The sequence below is a fragment of the Gemmatimonadota bacterium genome, assembly GCA_016720805.1.
In the GTDB taxonomy this organism is placed as follows: domain Bacteria; phylum Gemmatimonadota; class Gemmatimonadetes; order Gemmatimonadales; family GWC2-71-9; genus Palsa-1233.
The window spans coordinates 200454-216558 of sequence record JADKJZ010000014.1 but is presented as its reverse complement, the minus strand read 5'-3'; the positions used below and the strand labels follow the sequence as shown (position 1 = coordinate 216558).

At 68.9% G+C, this 16105-nt stretch carries 14 protein-coding genes; 3 read left to right on the top strand and 11 right to left on the bottom strand.

All coding sequences use genetic code 11. From position 1 onward, the window contains the following. The first annotated feature begins 87 nt into the window (after positions 1-87). Together IPP98_11195 and rho are read left to right on the top strand one after the other, a co-directional pair. The gene (locus tag IPP98_11195; GenBank protein MBL0179675.1) at positions 88-654 is read left to right on the top strand and encodes an ankyrin repeat domain-containing protein; all 567 of its coding nucleotides are present in this window, start codon (positions 88-90) and stop codon (positions 652-654) included. Beyond that, positions 651-1922, top strand: coding sequence for a transcription termination factor Rho (gene rho / locus IPP98_11190; GenBank protein MBL0179674.1), 1272 nt, complete (start codon positions 651-653; stop codon positions 1920-1922). The genes IPP98_11195 and rho overlap by 4 nt, the downstream gene beginning before the upstream one ends. On the opposite strand, the gene IPP98_11185 is transcribed toward rho, so the two are convergent. The 11 genes from IPP98_11185 to IPP98_11135 form a co-directional block, all read right to left on the bottom strand. Further along, positions 1919-2095, bottom strand: coding sequence for a hypothetical protein (locus IPP98_11185; protein ID MBL0179673.1), 177 nt, complete (start codon positions 2093-2095; stop codon positions 1919-1921). The genes rho and IPP98_11185 overlap by 4 nt on opposite strands. Before the next feature lie 88 nt (positions 2096-2183). Next, complete coding sequence (locus IPP98_11180) at positions 2184-2816, bottom strand: peptidylprolyl isomerase (protein ID MBL0179672.1); 633 nt, start codon at positions 2814-2816, stop codon at positions 2184-2186. Beyond that, a complete protein-coding gene (locus IPP98_11175) occupies positions 2813-3883 on the bottom strand; it encodes a Rieske 2Fe-2S domain-containing protein (GenBank protein ID MBL0179671.1) in 1071 nt (356 codons plus the stop codon). Before IPP98_11175 ends, IPP98_11180 begins: the two co-directional genes overlap by 4 nt. A gap of 35 nt (positions 3884-3918) precedes the next feature. Beyond that, positions 3919-5217 carry a YfcC family protein gene (locus IPP98_11170; protein MBL0179670.1) on the bottom strand — a complete coding sequence of 433 codons (1299 nt, stop codon included), beginning with the start codon at positions 5215-5217 and terminating at the stop codon, positions 3919-3921. Between the two features lie 31 nt (positions 5218-5248). After that, the gene (locus IPP98_11165; GenBank protein MBL0179669.1) at positions 5249-5779 is read right to left on the bottom strand and encodes a DinB family protein; all 531 of its coding nucleotides are present in this window, start codon (positions 5777-5779) and stop codon (positions 5249-5251) included. A 62-nt stretch (positions 5780-5841) separates the two neighbouring features. After that, a complete protein-coding gene (locus IPP98_11160; protein MBL0179668.1) occupies positions 5842-6198 on the bottom strand; it encodes a translation initiation factor Sui1 in 357 nt (118 codons plus the stop codon). Next, positions 6195-7310 (bottom strand): FAD-binding oxidoreductase, encoded by a 1116-nt coding sequence (locus IPP98_11155; protein MBL0179667.1) that lies wholly within the window; start codon positions 7308-7310, stop codon positions 6195-6197. The genes IPP98_11160 and IPP98_11155 overlap by 4 nt, the downstream gene beginning before the upstream one ends. Further along, on the bottom strand, positions 7307-7789 hold the full coding sequence (locus IPP98_11150; protein MBL0179666.1) for a GNAT family N-acetyltransferase: 483 nt from the start codon (positions 7787-7789) through the stop codon (positions 7307-7309). The genes IPP98_11155 and IPP98_11150 overlap by 4 nt, the downstream gene beginning before the upstream one ends. 8 nt (positions 7790-7797) lie before the next feature. Next, positions 7798-8682 carry a hypothetical protein gene (locus IPP98_11145; GenBank protein MBL0179665.1) on the bottom strand — a complete coding sequence of 295 codons (885 nt, stop codon included), beginning with the start codon at positions 8680-8682 and terminating at the stop codon, positions 7798-7800. 95 nt (positions 8683-8777) lie between these two features. Continuing rightward, positions 8778-10913: a fatty acid oxidation complex subunit alpha FadJ gene (gene fadJ, locus IPP98_11140; GenBank protein MBL0179664.1), complete on the bottom strand. Its 2136-nt coding sequence runs from the start codon at positions 10911-10913 to the stop codon at positions 8778-8780. Further along, positions 10910-12208: an acetyl-CoA C-acyltransferase gene (locus IPP98_11135; GenBank protein ID MBL0179663.1), complete on the bottom strand. Its 1299-nt coding sequence runs from the start codon at positions 12206-12208 to the stop codon at positions 10910-10912. The genes fadJ and IPP98_11135 overlap by 4 nt, the downstream gene beginning before the upstream one ends. Positions 12209-12379: 171 nt before the next feature. On the opposite strand from IPP98_11135, the gene IPP98_11130 reads away from it, so the two are divergent. Next, a complete protein-coding gene (locus IPP98_11130; GenBank protein MBL0179662.1) occupies positions 12380-16018 on the top strand; it encodes a multifunctional oxoglutarate decarboxylase/oxoglutarate dehydrogenase thiamine pyrophosphate-binding subunit/dihydrolipoyllysine-residue succinyltransferase subunit in 3639 nt (1212 codons plus the stop codon). The last annotated feature ends 87 nt before the right edge of the window (positions 16019-16105 follow it).

Genomic DNA, 16105 nt, shown 5'->3' with positions numbered 1-16105 from the left:
ACTGGCGAAATCGCGGCACTGGTGCGTGATTTGTGCGGCTGGCTGCGCCCGAGGGCGCGCCTCCCGCCGCCCACACCCCCAGGGTACGTGACCGACACGTTGTTCGATGCCTGTCGGCGGAACGACCTCGAGCAGGTTCGCTCGCTCGTTCAGGCCGACCCCGCCCTGCTCTCGCAGCGGGCCCCCACTGGTGAAACGCCCCTCCTGGCTGCGCTGTACCATCGCGCAGGCGAGGTTGCGTGCTGGCTGACGGGTCAGTCCTGGCCACGCAGTATCCACGAGGCGGCGGCCGTTGACGATGTGGCACGGCTCGAGGCGCTGCTGGACGACGACGCAACGCTGGCCGATACCTACTCGGTCGATGGCTGGACCCCGCTCCACCTTGCTGCCTTCTTCGGCGCCCCGCGCGCCGCGACGATCCTGCTGGCGCACGGCGCCAGTCTTCACCCCCTTTCCCAGAATGCGATGACCAACACCCCGCTCCATGCTGCGCTCGCTGCCAAGCGACTTCCCCTCGTCGCGCTCCTCCTCGACGCCGGCGCCGACCCGACGCTTGAGTGCGCCGGCTACACCCCGCTGGCAATCGCCGAGGGGAACGGCTTTGATGACGGAGCCGCGCTGGTGCGCGCAGCCCTCGGCCGGAGTGCCTCGTGAGCGATCCGCGCGGGGGCAATGGGGGTGGGCAGGGTGGCAAGCCGCGGCGACGGGGTGGGCGTGGACGGGGGCGCCGGCCCGGCGGCAGTGGGGGCGGCGCCCCGCGGCTGGAGGGACCCGGTGAGGGCGAGGGCGGCACGGCGCTCGAGGAAGCGCCCGTCGGCGGGAGCGGGACGCGACAGGTGGAAGGCGTCCTCGAGCTGACCGAACGTGGCGGCGGCTTCCTCCGCTCGCGCGCATCGAGCTACCTCCCGACCGGGCAGGATGTCTTTGTCCCGCAATCGCTGATCGCCAAGCACAAGTTGCGGCCGGGCGATGAAATCGCCGGCGATGCAATCGCCCAGCGGAACGGGAAGGGACCGGCCCTCGAGAAGGTCGCCTCGCTCTTCGGCCGCGACCCGGCGGAGTGCCTGACCCGGCCCGATTTCAACCGGCTGACCGCCTCGCATCCGAAGGAGCGGCTCCGCCTCTCCGCGCTCGGCCCGGTCGGCCGCGGTGCCGACATCACCGCCGCGATGGTCGACCTCCTCTGCCCGCTCGGCAAGGGGCAGCGCGCCCTGGTGGTGGCCCCGGCAAAGGCCGGCAAGACGACCCTCCTGACGGCGATCGCGCGCGGCATCATCACCAACCAGCCCGATGCCACGGTGTACATCCTCCTGGCCGATGAGCGGCCCGAGGAGGTCACCGAGATGGAGATGGCGAACGCGGGCGAAGTGATCGCCTCGTCGTTCGACCACGGCGCGGCGCGCCATGTGGCGGTCGCCGAGATGACGCTGGAGCGGGCGCGGCGGCGGGTGGAGCTGGGCGAGGACGTGGTGATCATCCTCGATTCGCTCACGCGGCTCGCGCGCGCGTACAACAACATCGACCGTGGGTCGGGTCGGACGTTGTCGGGCGGCATCGGGGCCGAGGCGATGGAGCGCCCGAAGCGCTTCTTCGGCAGCGCGCGCGCGGTGGACCCGCGCGTGGGCAAGGGCTCGCTGACGATCATCGCCACGGCGCTGATCGACACCGGCTCGAAGGCCGACGAAGTGATCTTCGAGGAGTTCAAGGGAACGGGCAACGCCGAGATCGTGCTGAGCCGGGAGCTGGCGGAGCGACGGATCTTTCCGGCGATCGACGTGGCGGCGAGCGGGACGCGCCGCGAAGAGCTGCTCCTCGACCCGAAGTCACTGGAGCGGGCGCACGCCCTGCGTCAGGCGACGGCGGATCTCCCCACCAACAAGCAGATCGAGGTGGTCCGCGAGCTGCTGCAGCGCGGGATCTAGAACTCCCGCTTCTTCATTTCCTTGAAGAGGAACTGGCGGTCGGAATCGGCCGCTTCTTCCGGGCGCTTCGTGGCTTCCAGCGTGGGGTCCACGAAGCGCTTGTTCTTGTCCTTCTCGGTCCGCGCCACGCCGGTGACCTTCTTGACGAGCTTGTCGAGCTGCTTGTCCTTCATCGTTCCCTCGCGGTGGTGGTGCCGCCCAGCCACTGGGCGGCACTGAAGGTCTAGCGGGGTGGGGCCGTGAGGGCGCAACCGTGGCACGCTACGGCCAGTGGCTGGTGACCTTGGCCGACTTGATGTAGTCGAGCTTCGGGAAGTTCTCCTGCAGGTAGGCATTCCCCGCCCGCATGATCTGCCCCTGGTCGGGCGCCTCGCCATAGCCCTGGAAGATCTTGTCCAGCACCTCGACGCCACTGGTGATCTCGGCGAACGGCGGGAAGCCGAAGCCGTCGGCCGCATCGAGCATCAGGCCGTTGTCGACGGTGTTGAAGAAGAGCTGCGAGGTGCGGCTGTTCTGGCCGGCGCGGGCAAAGACCACCGTGCCGCGCTTGTTGGACACCTTGACGGTGTCGTCGGCGATCGGGGCGGCTTCCCACTTGGCCGAGGCCTTGGGGTCGCCGGAGAGGCCGAACTGGATCACGAAACCGGGGACGACGCGGAAGAATCGGACGTCGTCGTAGAACCCCTCGCTCACCAGCCGATGGAAGCGGTCGACGCCGTGCGGCGCCCAGGCACGGCGGCTACGCAGCGTGATCGTGCCGACACTCGTCTCCATCGCCACGTCGAAGGAATCGGGGGCGGCCGGATCGGGACTGATGGCGCCCTGCCGGGCGCAGCCGGTCGAGGCGACAACGAGGGCGGCGAGGGCAACGGTCGAGCGGGTCAGTCGGCTCATGTCAGGAACTCGTGCAGCAAGGCATGGAAGTGGTGGACGCCGTTCTCGCGCAGGGCGGAATAGCGGCCGCGGTCGTACACGCGCGAGCGGAGATTTTGCTGGACCCGTTCGCAAATTTCAATGTCTTCGTCCTGGATCTCGTCGCTGAAGGCGATCAGCGAGGTCCATTTCGGGTCGGTGGCCGCATCGGCCGGCGGATCGACGGCATACCACTCGAAGACGACCTCGCAGCGGTCGGGACCACAGGGGAGCACCACGTTGGTCTGCATCTGCCCCTGGTAGATGTTGAGCATCACGTTGGGAAAGCACCAGTAGTATTGGGCGTCATCCCCCTCACCATTGGGCACGTAGATGCGCTCCGGACCATGTCCGGCCCGGAGCGGCGCGTGCTGCAACGACCAGTAGCGATGCGGCTCCACCCGGTAGGCATCGTAGTCGAGCTCCTTGTAGAGCCCGGGATGCACCGCCGGGAGGTGGTATCCCTCGAGGTAGTTGTCGACGTACACCTTCCAGTTGCACTCGACGGTCCAGCGCTTCTGCATCACGAAGCGCATCGCCTCGGGCTGGAAGCGCGCCGTCCGCTCGCCGATCCCCTCGAGGAAATGGTCGAGCGGCGGCGCCTTGAGATCGAGGTTCGCGAAGACCAGCGGTCCCCACGTGGCCACCTGCACCGGCAGCAGCCGCATCGACTCGGGATCGAAGCCCTCGGTCCCCTCCATCTCGGGCGCGCGCAGCAGCGTGCCATCAAGCCGATAGGTCCAGCCGTGATAGCGACACTGCAGCGTCTGCCGGGTGCCGCATCCCGACGCCACCGGCCCCGCCCGATGCAGGCAGATGTTGTGGAAGCCGCGCAGCGTGCCCCGGTCCTGCACGATGACGATCGCCTCGTCACCGATCTGGGCGGTGATGAAGCTCCCCGATTCGGCCAGGTCGGCCACCCGCCCGACCAGCTGCCAGGTGCGCCCGAAGATCTTCTCCTCCTCGAGCGCCAGATACGTCGGATCGACGTAGAGGCGGGAGGGGAGGGTCTGGGCGAAGCGGATGTCGCGATTGAAACTGAAGTGCATACGGCGAGACTCGAGAAGCGAGAAGCGAACGGCGATCAGCGAACCGCGACGAGGATTCCCACAATGCCGATGACCAGCATCAGCGCATAGCCCCGGGTCGCAAAGCGGAGCCAGTCGCCGAAGGGAACCTTGGCGGCGAGGAGGACGGCCATCAGCGCGCCGTTGGTGGGTGTGAGCAATTCGCAGAGGCCGGCGCCGACCTGGTAGGCCAGGACCGTGGCCTGGCGCGAGACGCCGAGGAGGTCCGAAAGCGGAACCATGATCGGCATCGTCAGCGCCGCCTGCCCACTGACACTCGAGACGGGGATGTGCAGCAGCGCGTGCAGCGGCACCATCAGCAGCGCGGCGGCCGTCGTGGAGACGTTGGCGAGCGGCGTGGCCATGCTGTAGAGGATGGTGTCGATGATGTGCCCATCCTGGAGCACGACGGTGATGCTGCGCGCCACGCCGACGAGCAGGGCGGCGGGGAGCAGCAACTGCATCCCCTCGAGGTAGCCGATGATGGTGTCATCGAGCTTGAGACGCGCGATGACCCCGGCGAGGATGGCGCCGATGAAGTACGCCGAGGAGAGCTCGTTGAAGCCCCAGTCGAGCTGGAGGGCGCCGTAGATGTAGACCGCGAGCGGCACCGTGACGCAGGCGAGGATCAGCCCGTCGCGCGTGGTCAACGGCGCGTGAGTGACCTGCGCACTCGCCACCGGCACCCGATGCCGGCTTGCCCATCGCAACGTCAGGGCGGTCCAGAGTGCCGTCCCCGCGATCCACATCGCCGTGCGGAGGGCGCCGCCGGAGAGGGTCGGCAGCTCGGCGAGCTTCATCGCGATGCCCGCCTGGAACGGATTGGTCGGGCCGAAGGCGCTGCCGATCATTGCCGCACCGGCACTCGCCGCGACCATGGTGACGGCGTCGACGCCGAGCCTGCTCCCGAGCACCAGCAGCACGGGGATCAGCGCGATGATCTCCTCCTGCATGTTCTCGGCGGCACCCATCATCGAGAAGAAGAGAATCAGGAGGGGGAGGGCGAGGAGGCTGCCTTCGCGAAAGCGCGAGGCGAGGGCGTTCACCGCGCGCCCGAGGGTCCCGATCTTGTCGACCAGGTACCAGGCACCACCGACGAGGAAGATGGTGAGGATCACCTCGATCCCCTCGGCGATGCCGCGAGGCACCGCCATCACGGCGGCGAAGGGCCCGACTGGCGCGTCAGGCACCGCGTGGTAGGTGCCGGCGACGGCGATGGTGCGTCCGGTGGCGGCGTCCACCACCCGTTCATACTCGCCGGCCGGCACCAGCCAGGTGAGCGCAGCCGCGACGGCCACGCCCCCCAGCATCAGCACCAGCGGATGGGGCAGCCGCCGAGTGGCCAGCTCAGTTGCCCTGGCTCGACGGCGGGGTCATGCCCTTCATCCGCATGTAGGTCACCATGTTGCCGTAGTGCTCGGCGTTGTGCGCAATGTTGAACGCGAGCGCCCACGTCACGCTCCCCTTCATCCCGAAGAGATCGACCTGATCGTGCGGGTGCGCATTGGCCCACACCTGCACCGTGTGGCAGTAGGTCAGCGCGTCCTTCACGCCCTTCACCAGGGCGGCCTTGCTGGTCACCTTCTCGAAGTCGGGGGCGCTCGGGCTCTTTTCGCCGCGAATACCGGCGCAGATCATGAAGTTGCTGTTGGCCATGTGCCCGACCAATTCACCGAAGGAACGAATCTCCGGCGTCGGCTTGAAGCTGTAGTTCGCTTCCGGCATCTGCTCGGCGCCCTTCACGAACCAATCGAGATACTGATGGAGCAACGGCATCAGGTCACTTGGCGGCTCGGTGTGGTTCATCTTGTCCTGCGCGACGACGGGCGTCGCCAACAGCGCGACCAGGGCGAGGGGCGCGATCAGACGCTTCAACATGGGGGGTACTCCTGAATGTGGGATGCTGGAGGATGCTGCCGGACTCCGCGGGGGACAAGCCTTCAGCCACCGACGCGTTTGACGGTCCAACCCTTCTTGGCGAGTTCCGCGACGACCACGTCCCGATGGTCACCCTGCAGCTCGATCACGCCATCCTTGACCGTACCGCCGGAGCCGACCCGTTGTTTCAGGGCCTTGGCCAGCGCATCGAGGGCATCGCCCTCCAAGGGGACGCCGGTCACCAGCGTCACGCCGGCGCCCTTGCGTCCCTTGGTTTCGCGGCCGACGCGCACCACGCCATCGCGCTTTGGCGGCGGGCCATTCTCGCGGCAGCGGCAATCGCCCACCCCGCGCCGACAGGTCGGGCAGGTGCGGCCGGTATCCGTGGAGTAGACGAGTCCGCCGGTGCGCTTCCTCATGCGCGGAAGAGCGCCGCATCAGGCGCACTCCCCTCCACGACCATCTGTGCCACGGCCCGCCCGCAGATGGCACCGACCACGTTGCCCGTGCCCGAGTAGCCACCGATGGCCCAGACGCGCGGCCGCACTTCCTCGAAGATCGGCAGGCCGTCCGGCGTGTAGCCGACGGCCCCGGCCCAGCGATGGGTGATCGGGGCCTGGACCCGCAGCCGTTCACGAAGGTGCGTTTCCAGCAGCGATTGCACCGGTTCGGCCGGTTCGGCGATGTCGGTCCATTCGCCTTCGCCACCGCGATCACGCATGCCGCCGAGGAGCACGGATCCGTCATCCAGCTGCTGCCAATACTCGTAACCGTAACGCGAATAGACGGCGAACCTGGTACGAATCTCGTCAGTGGGTGCCGTGGCGATCATCTGGAGCCGGGCGGTGCGCACTCGTCCGGCCAATTCGGGAAGCACCGACTCGAGGCGGCCGTCGACGGCAACGATCACCGCGTTGCAGAGCACGCTGCCGTCGACCGTGAGCACACCCTGCCCGGTGATCTCGATGGCCGCCGACTGTTCATAGAGCCGCGCGCCCCGCGCCACGGCCCCTTCCGCGAGGGCACGGCAGCGCTGCAGCGGATGGAAGACGCCGTCCGTCGGGATCAGCAGTCCCTCGCCGTCCGGACCACGATGCCACGCCGCCGGGAGACCGTCCGCGCGCATCGCGGCGAGCTGGGCGCGGCAGTCATCCAGCTCCTCGGGGCTCTCCGCGATCCGCAGCGACCCCTCGCGCCGAATCGCCCCGGGCGTCTCGGCTGTCATGCGGTCCATCTCCGCGAGGGTGCGCCGATAGAGCGCGGTGGCCCGCTCGCGCCCGTGCGTCGCGACCGCATCGTGGTGGAAGTCGGCCGGACCGGCGAGGAGGAAACCACCGTTGCGTCCGGCTGCGCCGCCGGCCACGATGCCAGCGTCCACCGCGACGACGCGCTGGCCGAGGTCGAGCAGCTCATGCACCGCCGTGAGGCCGCTGCCCCCGAGGCCGATCACGCAGACGTCGGCGGCGACCGGACCGTCGAGTCGTGGCAGTCCGGGCCAGGTGCCATCGTCCCACCGCGGCAGGTTGGTCACGCGCCGGCCAACTTGGTCAGCGCTTCACCCGTCACGCGGAAGGTGGTCCATTCATCCATCGGCACCGCACCCAGCGAGCGGTAGAAGCCGATCGCCGATTCATTCCAGTCGAGCACCGACCACTCGAGCCGTCCGCAGCCACGTGCCACCGCCACTTCGGCGAGGTGGACCAGCAGCGCGCGGCCGATCCCCTGGCCGCGGAACGCCGGGCGCACGAAGAGATCCTCGAGCCAGAGGCCGCGCCGACCGAGGAAGGTCGAGTAGTTGTGGCAGAAGAGCGCGAAGCCGGCCGAGGCGCCGTCGACCTCGGCAATCACCACCTCGGCGGCCGCGATCGGGCCGAAGAGCGACGCCCGCAGCCCCTCCTCGGTGGCGACGACCGCGTGGGGCAGCCGCTCATACTCGGCCAAGCCGCGGATCAGGTCGAGGATCAGTGGCACATCGGCGGCGGTCGCTGGGCGCAGGGTGGCTGGTGTCATGCTGGATTCTAGCCGATGACGGCCGCGCCGAGCCATCCGGCAAGCAGCACCACCGCAATTCCCTTCCCCCACCAGCGCCAGCGGGGCCAGAGGACCGAGATGGAGACCGCGATCGTGATCGTGGCCAGCACTGCGAGCGACATCGCCGTCTCCCCACTGGGAAGCGGCGCCCCCGTGAGCAGCATGGCGTGGGCGAGGAGTCCGATCGAGACGCTGGTCGCGAGGACACAGATCGCCGGATAGAACCGACGTGGACGCTCCGGGGTCGATGCCGCGCTCGCCCCACGCCAGGCCATCACGGTGAGGGCGAGGAGAATCAGCGTGGTGTCGGCCACCATCACCCAGCGAAGCGACGGTGAGGTGATCGCTGGCACCTGTTGGGCGGCCAGGACGTGGCCGATGGCCCCGAGCGCCGCATCGAGGCCGCCGCGCCAACCGAGCTGCACCGGCGCCGGCCAGGCACTGCCGACCAGGGCGGTGAGCAGCACCGCAACGCCGAGCGGCAGCAGCGACAACGCAGCGCGTGGCACGCGTCCACGCCGTCCGTTCGGTTGCAGGAGCGCCCACGCCACCGCGGCCGGCACCAATCCAATCGCCTGCGGAGACACCCAGACCGCCCCGACAGCGGCCACGGCGCCGTAGGCCAGCGAGAAGCGCGGCGCCGCCAGCATCACGGCCAGCATGCCAATGGTGATGGTGAGGAGCGGTGGGCCGAGGAGTGAGCTGCGGTGCAACGGGAGGAAATCGGGGAGGAGGAGAATGCAGATCGCGGCGAGGACGGCGACGACGGGACCGCCGACGACATCGACGATGACGAGGGAGACCGCGATCGTCAGGCCGGCCGACACCGCCGGGAGCAACGACCCCAGCGCCGAGGAGGCGGGCCCCTCCATGCCGACGATCGAGAACTGACTCTCCTGACGCGCGAGCAGCCAGACGATGGTGCCCGCCGCGACGAGGGCGAGGACGGCGCGGCGGCGGAGCGGAGTCAGCGGCCCTCGGCCGGATACCAGCGGCCGCCGATGCGGGCCATCTCCTCGAGCACGGGTGCCGCGCGGAAGCGCGGACCATGCGTGGCCTCCAACCGTTCGAGCTTGGCCACCACCTCGGCTGCCCCGATCGCGTCGAGCGTGCGCAGCGGCCCACCACGGAACGGCGGGAAGCCGATGCCGAAGATGGCGCCGATGTCCGCGTCGCGCGGGACCCGCACCACGCCCTCGCTCATCGCCATCGCCGCTTCGTTGAGCATGGCGTATACAAGCCGATCCTGCACGCGCTGGACATCGACTTCGCCTGCGGGGCGCACACCGAGCAACTGGAAGACCGAGCCGTCGGCGCCGGTCTTGTGGCCGTCCTTGTAGAAATAGAATCCGCGGCCGTTCTTGCGGCCGAGTCGATCGTCGCCGCGCATCGCCGCGATCACCTTCGACGGCGTGAGTCGCTCGCCGAACGCCTGGTACATCACCTTCCCCGCCTTTTCGCCGACATCGAGACCGACTTCGTCGAGCAACGCGACCGGTCCGACCGGGAAACCCCACGACGTCATCGCCGTGTCGATGGTCTCGATCGGGACCCCTTCCTCGAGCAGGAAGCCGGCCTCGTTGAGATACGGCGAGAGAATGCGGTTGACCCAGAAGCCGGGCGAATCGGCGACGACGATCACGGTCTTGCCCATTGCCCGGCCGAACTGCACCGCCGTGACGATGGCATCCGCCGAGGTCACTGCCGTGGGGATGACCTCGAGCAGCGGCATCTTCTCGACCGGCGAGAAGAAGTGCATGCCAAGGATCCGCTCCGGATACTGCGCGCCGGCGGCGATGTCCTGAATCGGAATGGTCGACGTGTTGGTCGCGATGATCACGTGCGGCGGCACCGCCGCCTCCACGTCGGCGATCACCTGCCGCTTGACGCCGAGGTCTTCGTAGACCGCCTCGATCACGATCTGCGCGCCACCGAAACCGGAGAAGTCACCGGTGCCGCTGAGGAGCGCGCGCGTCCGCTGATACTCGTGCGGCGTCATCCGCCGCTTCTTGAGTCGCGCCGTCATCAAGTCCGTCGCGGCCTTGAGGCCCTTCCCCACGCGCGAGAGCTCGGCGTCCGTCATCCGGACCTCGACGTTGGCCGCGAGCGCCGCCGTGCCGGCGATCCCCGCGCCCATGAAGCCGCTGCCGACGACGCCGATGCGGCGCACCTTGGTGGCGCGTCCCGCCCCGGCCGGGACACCATCATCCTTCTTGATGGCGGTGGTGGCGAAGAAGATCTCGACGAGACGCCGCGACACATCGGACATCGCCAGTTCGCCGAACGCCTGCGCCTCGGCTTCGAGGCCGCGCGTCATGCCCTGCTCGAGCGAGGTCCGCACCACTTCCAACGCGCGCAGCGGCGCCGGATAGTTGCCCCCGGTCTTCTTGGTGACCGCTTCCTTCGCCTTGCCATACACCACGAGCCGACCGATCGGCGTGCCATCGAGCAGCGCCCCGCTGACGCCACGTCCCTTCCGCGAAGGCTTCCACCCGCGCGCGAGGCGCTCGGCCGCGGCGATCGCGGTGTCGAGCAGGATCGACTCGGGTACCAGTTCGTCGACCATGCCGAGCGCGAATGCCTTCTTGGCGCGCTCATTCTTGCCGGCCAGGATGATGTCGAGCGCGGCGCGCACACCGATCAGGCGCGGCAACCGATTCGAGCCGCCGGCGCCCGGCAGGAGGCCGAGCTGGACTTCCGGCAGCCCCAGCATCGTCTTCGGATGGTCGGACGCCACGCGATACCGGCAGGCCAGCACCAGCTCCATCCCGCCACCGACGCAGGCCCCGTGGATTGCCGCGACGATCGGCTTCGGCGACTCGGCGACCTTCTGCATCAGCAGCTGTCCATCGCGCGACAGCCTCTGCGCCTCTTCGACACTGCGCAGCGCGACGAACTCCTCGATGTCGGCCCCGGCAATGAAGGTGTCGGGCTTGCCTGAACGGAGCACGATCGCCTTCACCGGCTCATCGGTCGCGAGCCGGCCGAGGAGATCCTCGAATTCCCAGCCCACCGCCTTGCTGATCTTGTTGACGCTCTCGTTGGGCGTGTCGAAGGTGACGATCGCCACCCCGCCGCGCCGTTCCACCGAAAAGGCGCTCATCCGACCCGCTCCAGGACCATGGCAAAGCCCATCCCGCCCTGCGCGCAGATGGAGATGAGACCGAACTGCACGTCGCGCCGGGCCATCTCGTTCGAGAGGGAGGTCACCAGGCGCGCACCGGTCGCGGCGAAGGGATGCCCGATCGCGAGCGACCCACCCATCACGTTGGTGCGACTCCAGTCGACCTCGCCGACGACGCCCGGGAGGCCGAGGCGACGCGCCCAATCGGCGGAGCCCCACGCCTGCACGTTGGAGAGCACCTGCGAGGCGAATGCCTCGTGGATCTCGACCAATCCGAGATCGTTCCACGAAATCCCGGCGCGCTTGAGGGCGATCGGCACCGCGTAGGCAGGGCCCATCAGCAACTGCCATCCCGGATCGACCGCCGCGACGGCGTAGGCACGGATCGCGGTGAGCGGCCGATAGCCGAGCGCGTGCGCCTTCTCCTCGCTCATGAGCAGCGTGGTGGCGGCACCATCGGTGAGCGCCGAGGCATTCCCCGCGGTGACCGAGCCGTAGGTCCGGTCGAAGACCGGCTTGAGCTTGGCGAGCGCGTCGAGCGACGTCTCGGGACGAATCAGGTTGTCGCTGTCGATCACCTGGTCCATGCCACGCCCGCCGAACCACGGTGCGATCTCCATCGCCAGGCGACCATCAGCAGTCGCCGCAGCGGCACGCTGATGACTCATCACCGCGAGCTCGTCCTGCGCCTCGCGGGAGATCCGGTTCTCCTTCGCCATCTTCTCGGCCGACTGCCCCATGCTCTGCCCGGTGCTCGGCTCGGCGATGGCCGGCGAGACCGGCACCAGGTCGCGACCGCGCACCTGCGCGAAGAGCCCGAGCCGATCGCCCAGCGAGCGCGCCTTGGAGGCGGAGACGAGAATCTGCGAGAACTTGCGGGTGTGCAGGATCGGGACATCCGAGAGCGTCTCGACGCCCCCCGCGAGGATCACGTCCGCATGCCCGGCCATGATCTGGTCGGTGGCGTTGCAGATCGCCTGCGCGCCGGAGGCACAGGCACGATTCAAGGTGTACGCCGGCACCGTCCTCGGCAGCTGCGGCAGCAACGACACCTCGCGGCCCACATTGGGCAGCAACGGCGACGGCACCACCTGCCCGTAGATCACCTCGTCGACCTCGTCGCCGGGGAGCTCGGTGCGGTAGAGGAGTTCACGGGTGCAATGGCGAGCGAGGTCGGCGGCGGTCACGTCCTGGAGCACCGTGCCCGCCTTGGCGAACGGGGTCCGGAGTCCGGCGATGACGACGGCGCGGCGGCCTGGGGAGGGGGGGAGCATGCAGCAAATCTAGTTGTGAGGGGTGAGGGGTGAGGGGTGAACGCTGACCAGGAGCCGTGACCAGTGACCCGTGACCCGCGACCCGGGTTACAGGTCACGGGTCGTGTCTGCGAGGTCGCTGGCCGGGATTCCTCGATTATCTTGTCAGGTTGACTCCAAGCCGGAGATGCCGTGCATCCGAACGATTCCGAGCAGCCCGAGGTCGGCCTTCCGGCCGAGGCCATTTTCGAGGCCCTGCTCGAGGAACAGACCCCCGTCCCGTTCGAGCGGCCCGCGGCCGCCCCGAGTGCGACGGCCCCCACCGCGGCTGCCGCGGCGGCCCCTGACGTCCCCGTGCCCGCCCATGCCGTCCAGTTGAAGGGGCCGGCCGCGGCGTTGGCCCGCAACATGGACGCCTCCCTCGCCATTCCGACGGCGACGACTTTCCGCGAGCTGCCGGTTCGGGTGCTCGAGGCGCGCCGTGCCGAGCTCAACAGCCAGCTCAAGGCAGCCGGCCGCAGCGAGAAGCTCTCGTTCACCCACCTGATCGCCTGGGCGTTGGTGCAGGGGGCCAAGCAGTTCCCGGTGATGGGGACCGGCGTCCTCAAGAGCGGCGCCGACGCCTACAAGCTGGTGCCGGAGCACGTCCAGCTCGGCCTCGCCGTCGACGTGGAGCGGAAGGACGGCAGTCGCGGCCTGATGGTGCCGGTGCTCAAGCGCGCCGACACGATGAGCTTCGCCGAGTTCCTGGCGACCTACGAAGGGCTGGTCGAGAAGGCGCGCACCAACAAGCTGATGCCCGACGACTTCGCTGGCGCCACCATGACGCTCACCAATCCGGGCGGCATCGGGACGGTGGCGTCGGTGCCGCGCCTGATGCCCGGCCAGGGGACGATCTTCGCCACCGGGGCGATCGCCTATCCGCCCGAGTTCACCGGGATGTCGAAGGAACAGATCGCCACGCTCGGCATCGCCAAGGTGATGATGATCACCTCGACGTATGATCACCGCGTGATCCAGGGCGCGGAGTCGGGGAACTTCCTCAAGCTGGTGGACCAGTTCCTTCAGGGCGAGCACGGTTTCTACGAGGGGATCTTCGCGGCCTTCGGCCTTGCGACCCCGTCGCCCCTCACCGCCACCCCCGGAACGGCCTCCGTCGCCGCGCCCCCGGCCTCCGCGGGCTGGACCGGCATGATGCCGATCGCGAGCGCCGCCACGACCACGTCGCCGGCCCAGCTGCAGCACGTGGCGGCCGGGATGGCGCTGATCAAGGCGTTCCGGACCCACGGCCACTTGGCCGCGCAGCTCGATCCGCTCGGGACGCCGCCGGTCGGCGATCCGGCGCTCGTCCCGGCCACGGTCGGCCTCGACGAGGCCACGATGGCGACCATCCCGACCGACGTGCTGCGCATCGCCGTCCCCGGGAAGACGCTCGCCGAGGCGCTGCCCCACCTGCAGGCCACCTATTGCGGTACGATCGCCTACGAAGTCGAGCACATCGCCTCGCACGAGCAGCGCGTCTGGCTGCGGCAGCAGATCGAATCGGGCGCCCATCGCCAGCCGATCACGGCGGAGGCGCAGCATGCCCTGCTCGAGCGGCTCACGCAGGTCGAGGGGCTCGAACGTTTCCTCGGCAAGGCGTATCTCGGTGCCAAGCGCTTCTCGATCGAAGGGCTCGACATCATGGTCCCGATGCTCGACCTCACGATCGAGCTCGCCGCAGACGCGGGCGCACGCGACGTGGTGCTCGGCATGGCGCACCGCGGCCGCCTGAACGTGCTGGTGCACACCGTCGGCCGCCCGTACGAGGCACTCTTTGCCGAATTCGAAGGCGCCAAGCAACCGACCGGCGGGATGACCCCAGATGGTGGCACCGGCGACGTGAAGTACCATCACGGCGCCGAGGGAGCGTTCGTCACGCAGGGTGGCAAGGCCATCACGGTCGCGCTGCTGCCGAACCCGAGTCACCTCGAGTTCATCGGGCCGGTGGTCGATGGCCGGGCGCGCGCGGCGCAGACCAATCGTCGCGGCCGCGAAGCCGTGGTCGACACGACGGCCGCGCTGCCCGTGATCATCCATGGTGACGCCGCCTTCCCGGGGCAGGGCGTCGTGGCCGAGACGCTGAATCTCGGCGACCTCGCGGGCTATCACACCGGCGGCTCGGTCCACCTGATTGCCAACAATCAGGTCGGCTTCACCACCGACCCGCGCGACGGCCGCTCGACGCGCTGGGCGTCGGACCTCGCCAAGGGCTTCGACATCCCGATCATCCACGTCAACGCCGACGACCCGGAGGCCTGCCTCGCGGCCGTCCGCCTGGCGATGGCGTACCGCGTCAAGTTCGAAGACGACGTGCTCATCGATCTGGTGGGGTATCGCCGCCACGGGCACAACGAGACGGACGAGCCGGGCTACACGCAGCCGGTGATGTACGCGCGGATCAAGGAGATGCCGACGGTGCGCGCCCGCTACGCCGAGCAGTTGGCGAGCGCCGGCGTGCTCTCGGCTGGAGATGCCGATGCGCTGGTGACCAAGACGTACGACCGCTTTGTCGAGATCCAGACCTCCTTCAAGTCGTCGATCGGGCGGCCGGCTGCCGTGGTCGAGCCGGCGCGCGATGCGGGCGTGGCCGGCGAACTCGAGACGGCGTTGCCGGCGGAGATGATCGCCTCGCTCAACGAGCAGCTCCTCTCGTGGCCGGCCGGCTTCACGGTGCACCCGAAGCTGGTGAAGCAGCTCGAGAAGCGTCGCAGCGCGCTGATCGAACCGCATGGCATCGACTGGGGACACGCCGAAGCGCTGGCGTTTGCCTCGCTGCTGGTCGAGGGGACTCCGATCCGGCTCACCGGCCAGGACGTGGGGCGCGGCACCTTCTCCCATCGCCACCTGGTCCTGCACGACGCACTGAATGGCGACGTCTTCGCGCCGGTGCAGGCGCTGCCAGGCGCCTCGGCGCCGCTCGAGGTGCACAACTCGCCGCTCTCCGAACTGGCGACGATCGGTTTCGAGTACGGCTATGCCACGGCGGCGCCCGAGGCGCTGGTGGTGTGGGAGGCGCAGTTCGGCGACTTCGTGAACGGCGCGCAGGTGATGCTCGACCAGTTCCTCGCGTCGAGTCTGTCGAAGTGGGGCGTCACCTCGCGGCTCACGCTGCTGCTGCCGCACGGCTATGAGGGCCAGGGGCCGGAGCATTCCAGCGGGCGCGTCGAGCGCTTCCTGCAGTCGGCCGCCGAGGGCAACATCCGCGTGGTCAACTGCTCCACCTCGGGGCAGTACTTCCACGTCCTGCGCCGTCAGGCGAAGTGGGCGATCCGCCGGCCGTTGGTCGTGATGACGCCGAAGTCGTTGCTCCGCGCCACGGCCGCAAGCTGCTCGCTGGCCGATCTCTCCTCGGGCCGCTTCGAGACGGTCCTCGACGATCCGGCCACCAACGGTCGCCGCGCCGCCGCGCGCACGCTGCTGCTCTGCACCGGCAAGGTCTACTACGACCTCGTCGAAGAGGCGGCCAAGCTCGGCGATGATCGCCCGCCGATCGCCCGGATCGAGCAGCTCTATCCCTTCCCCGAGCGCGAGGTGAAGGAACTGCTGTCGCGCTATCCGTCGCTGACCGACGTGGCGTGGGTGCAGGAAGAGCCGCGCAACATGGGCGCCTGGTCGTTCATCGAGCCGCGGATGCGCACCATTCTCCCGGCCGGCGTGACGATGCGCTACATCGGCCGTCCCGAGCGCGCCTCGCCAGCCGAGGGCTATCTCTCGGCGCACAAGGCGGAGCAGGCGCGGATTGTGGGAGAGGCGTTGGGGGGAAAGGGTGCTGGAGTCGTTAGTCGTTAGTCGTTAGTCGTTAGTCGTTAGGGTGAAAGGCTGAGAGGGTCGCGAGTCACGAGCAATTTGCCGTGATGCGCGACCCTCTTTCCATTA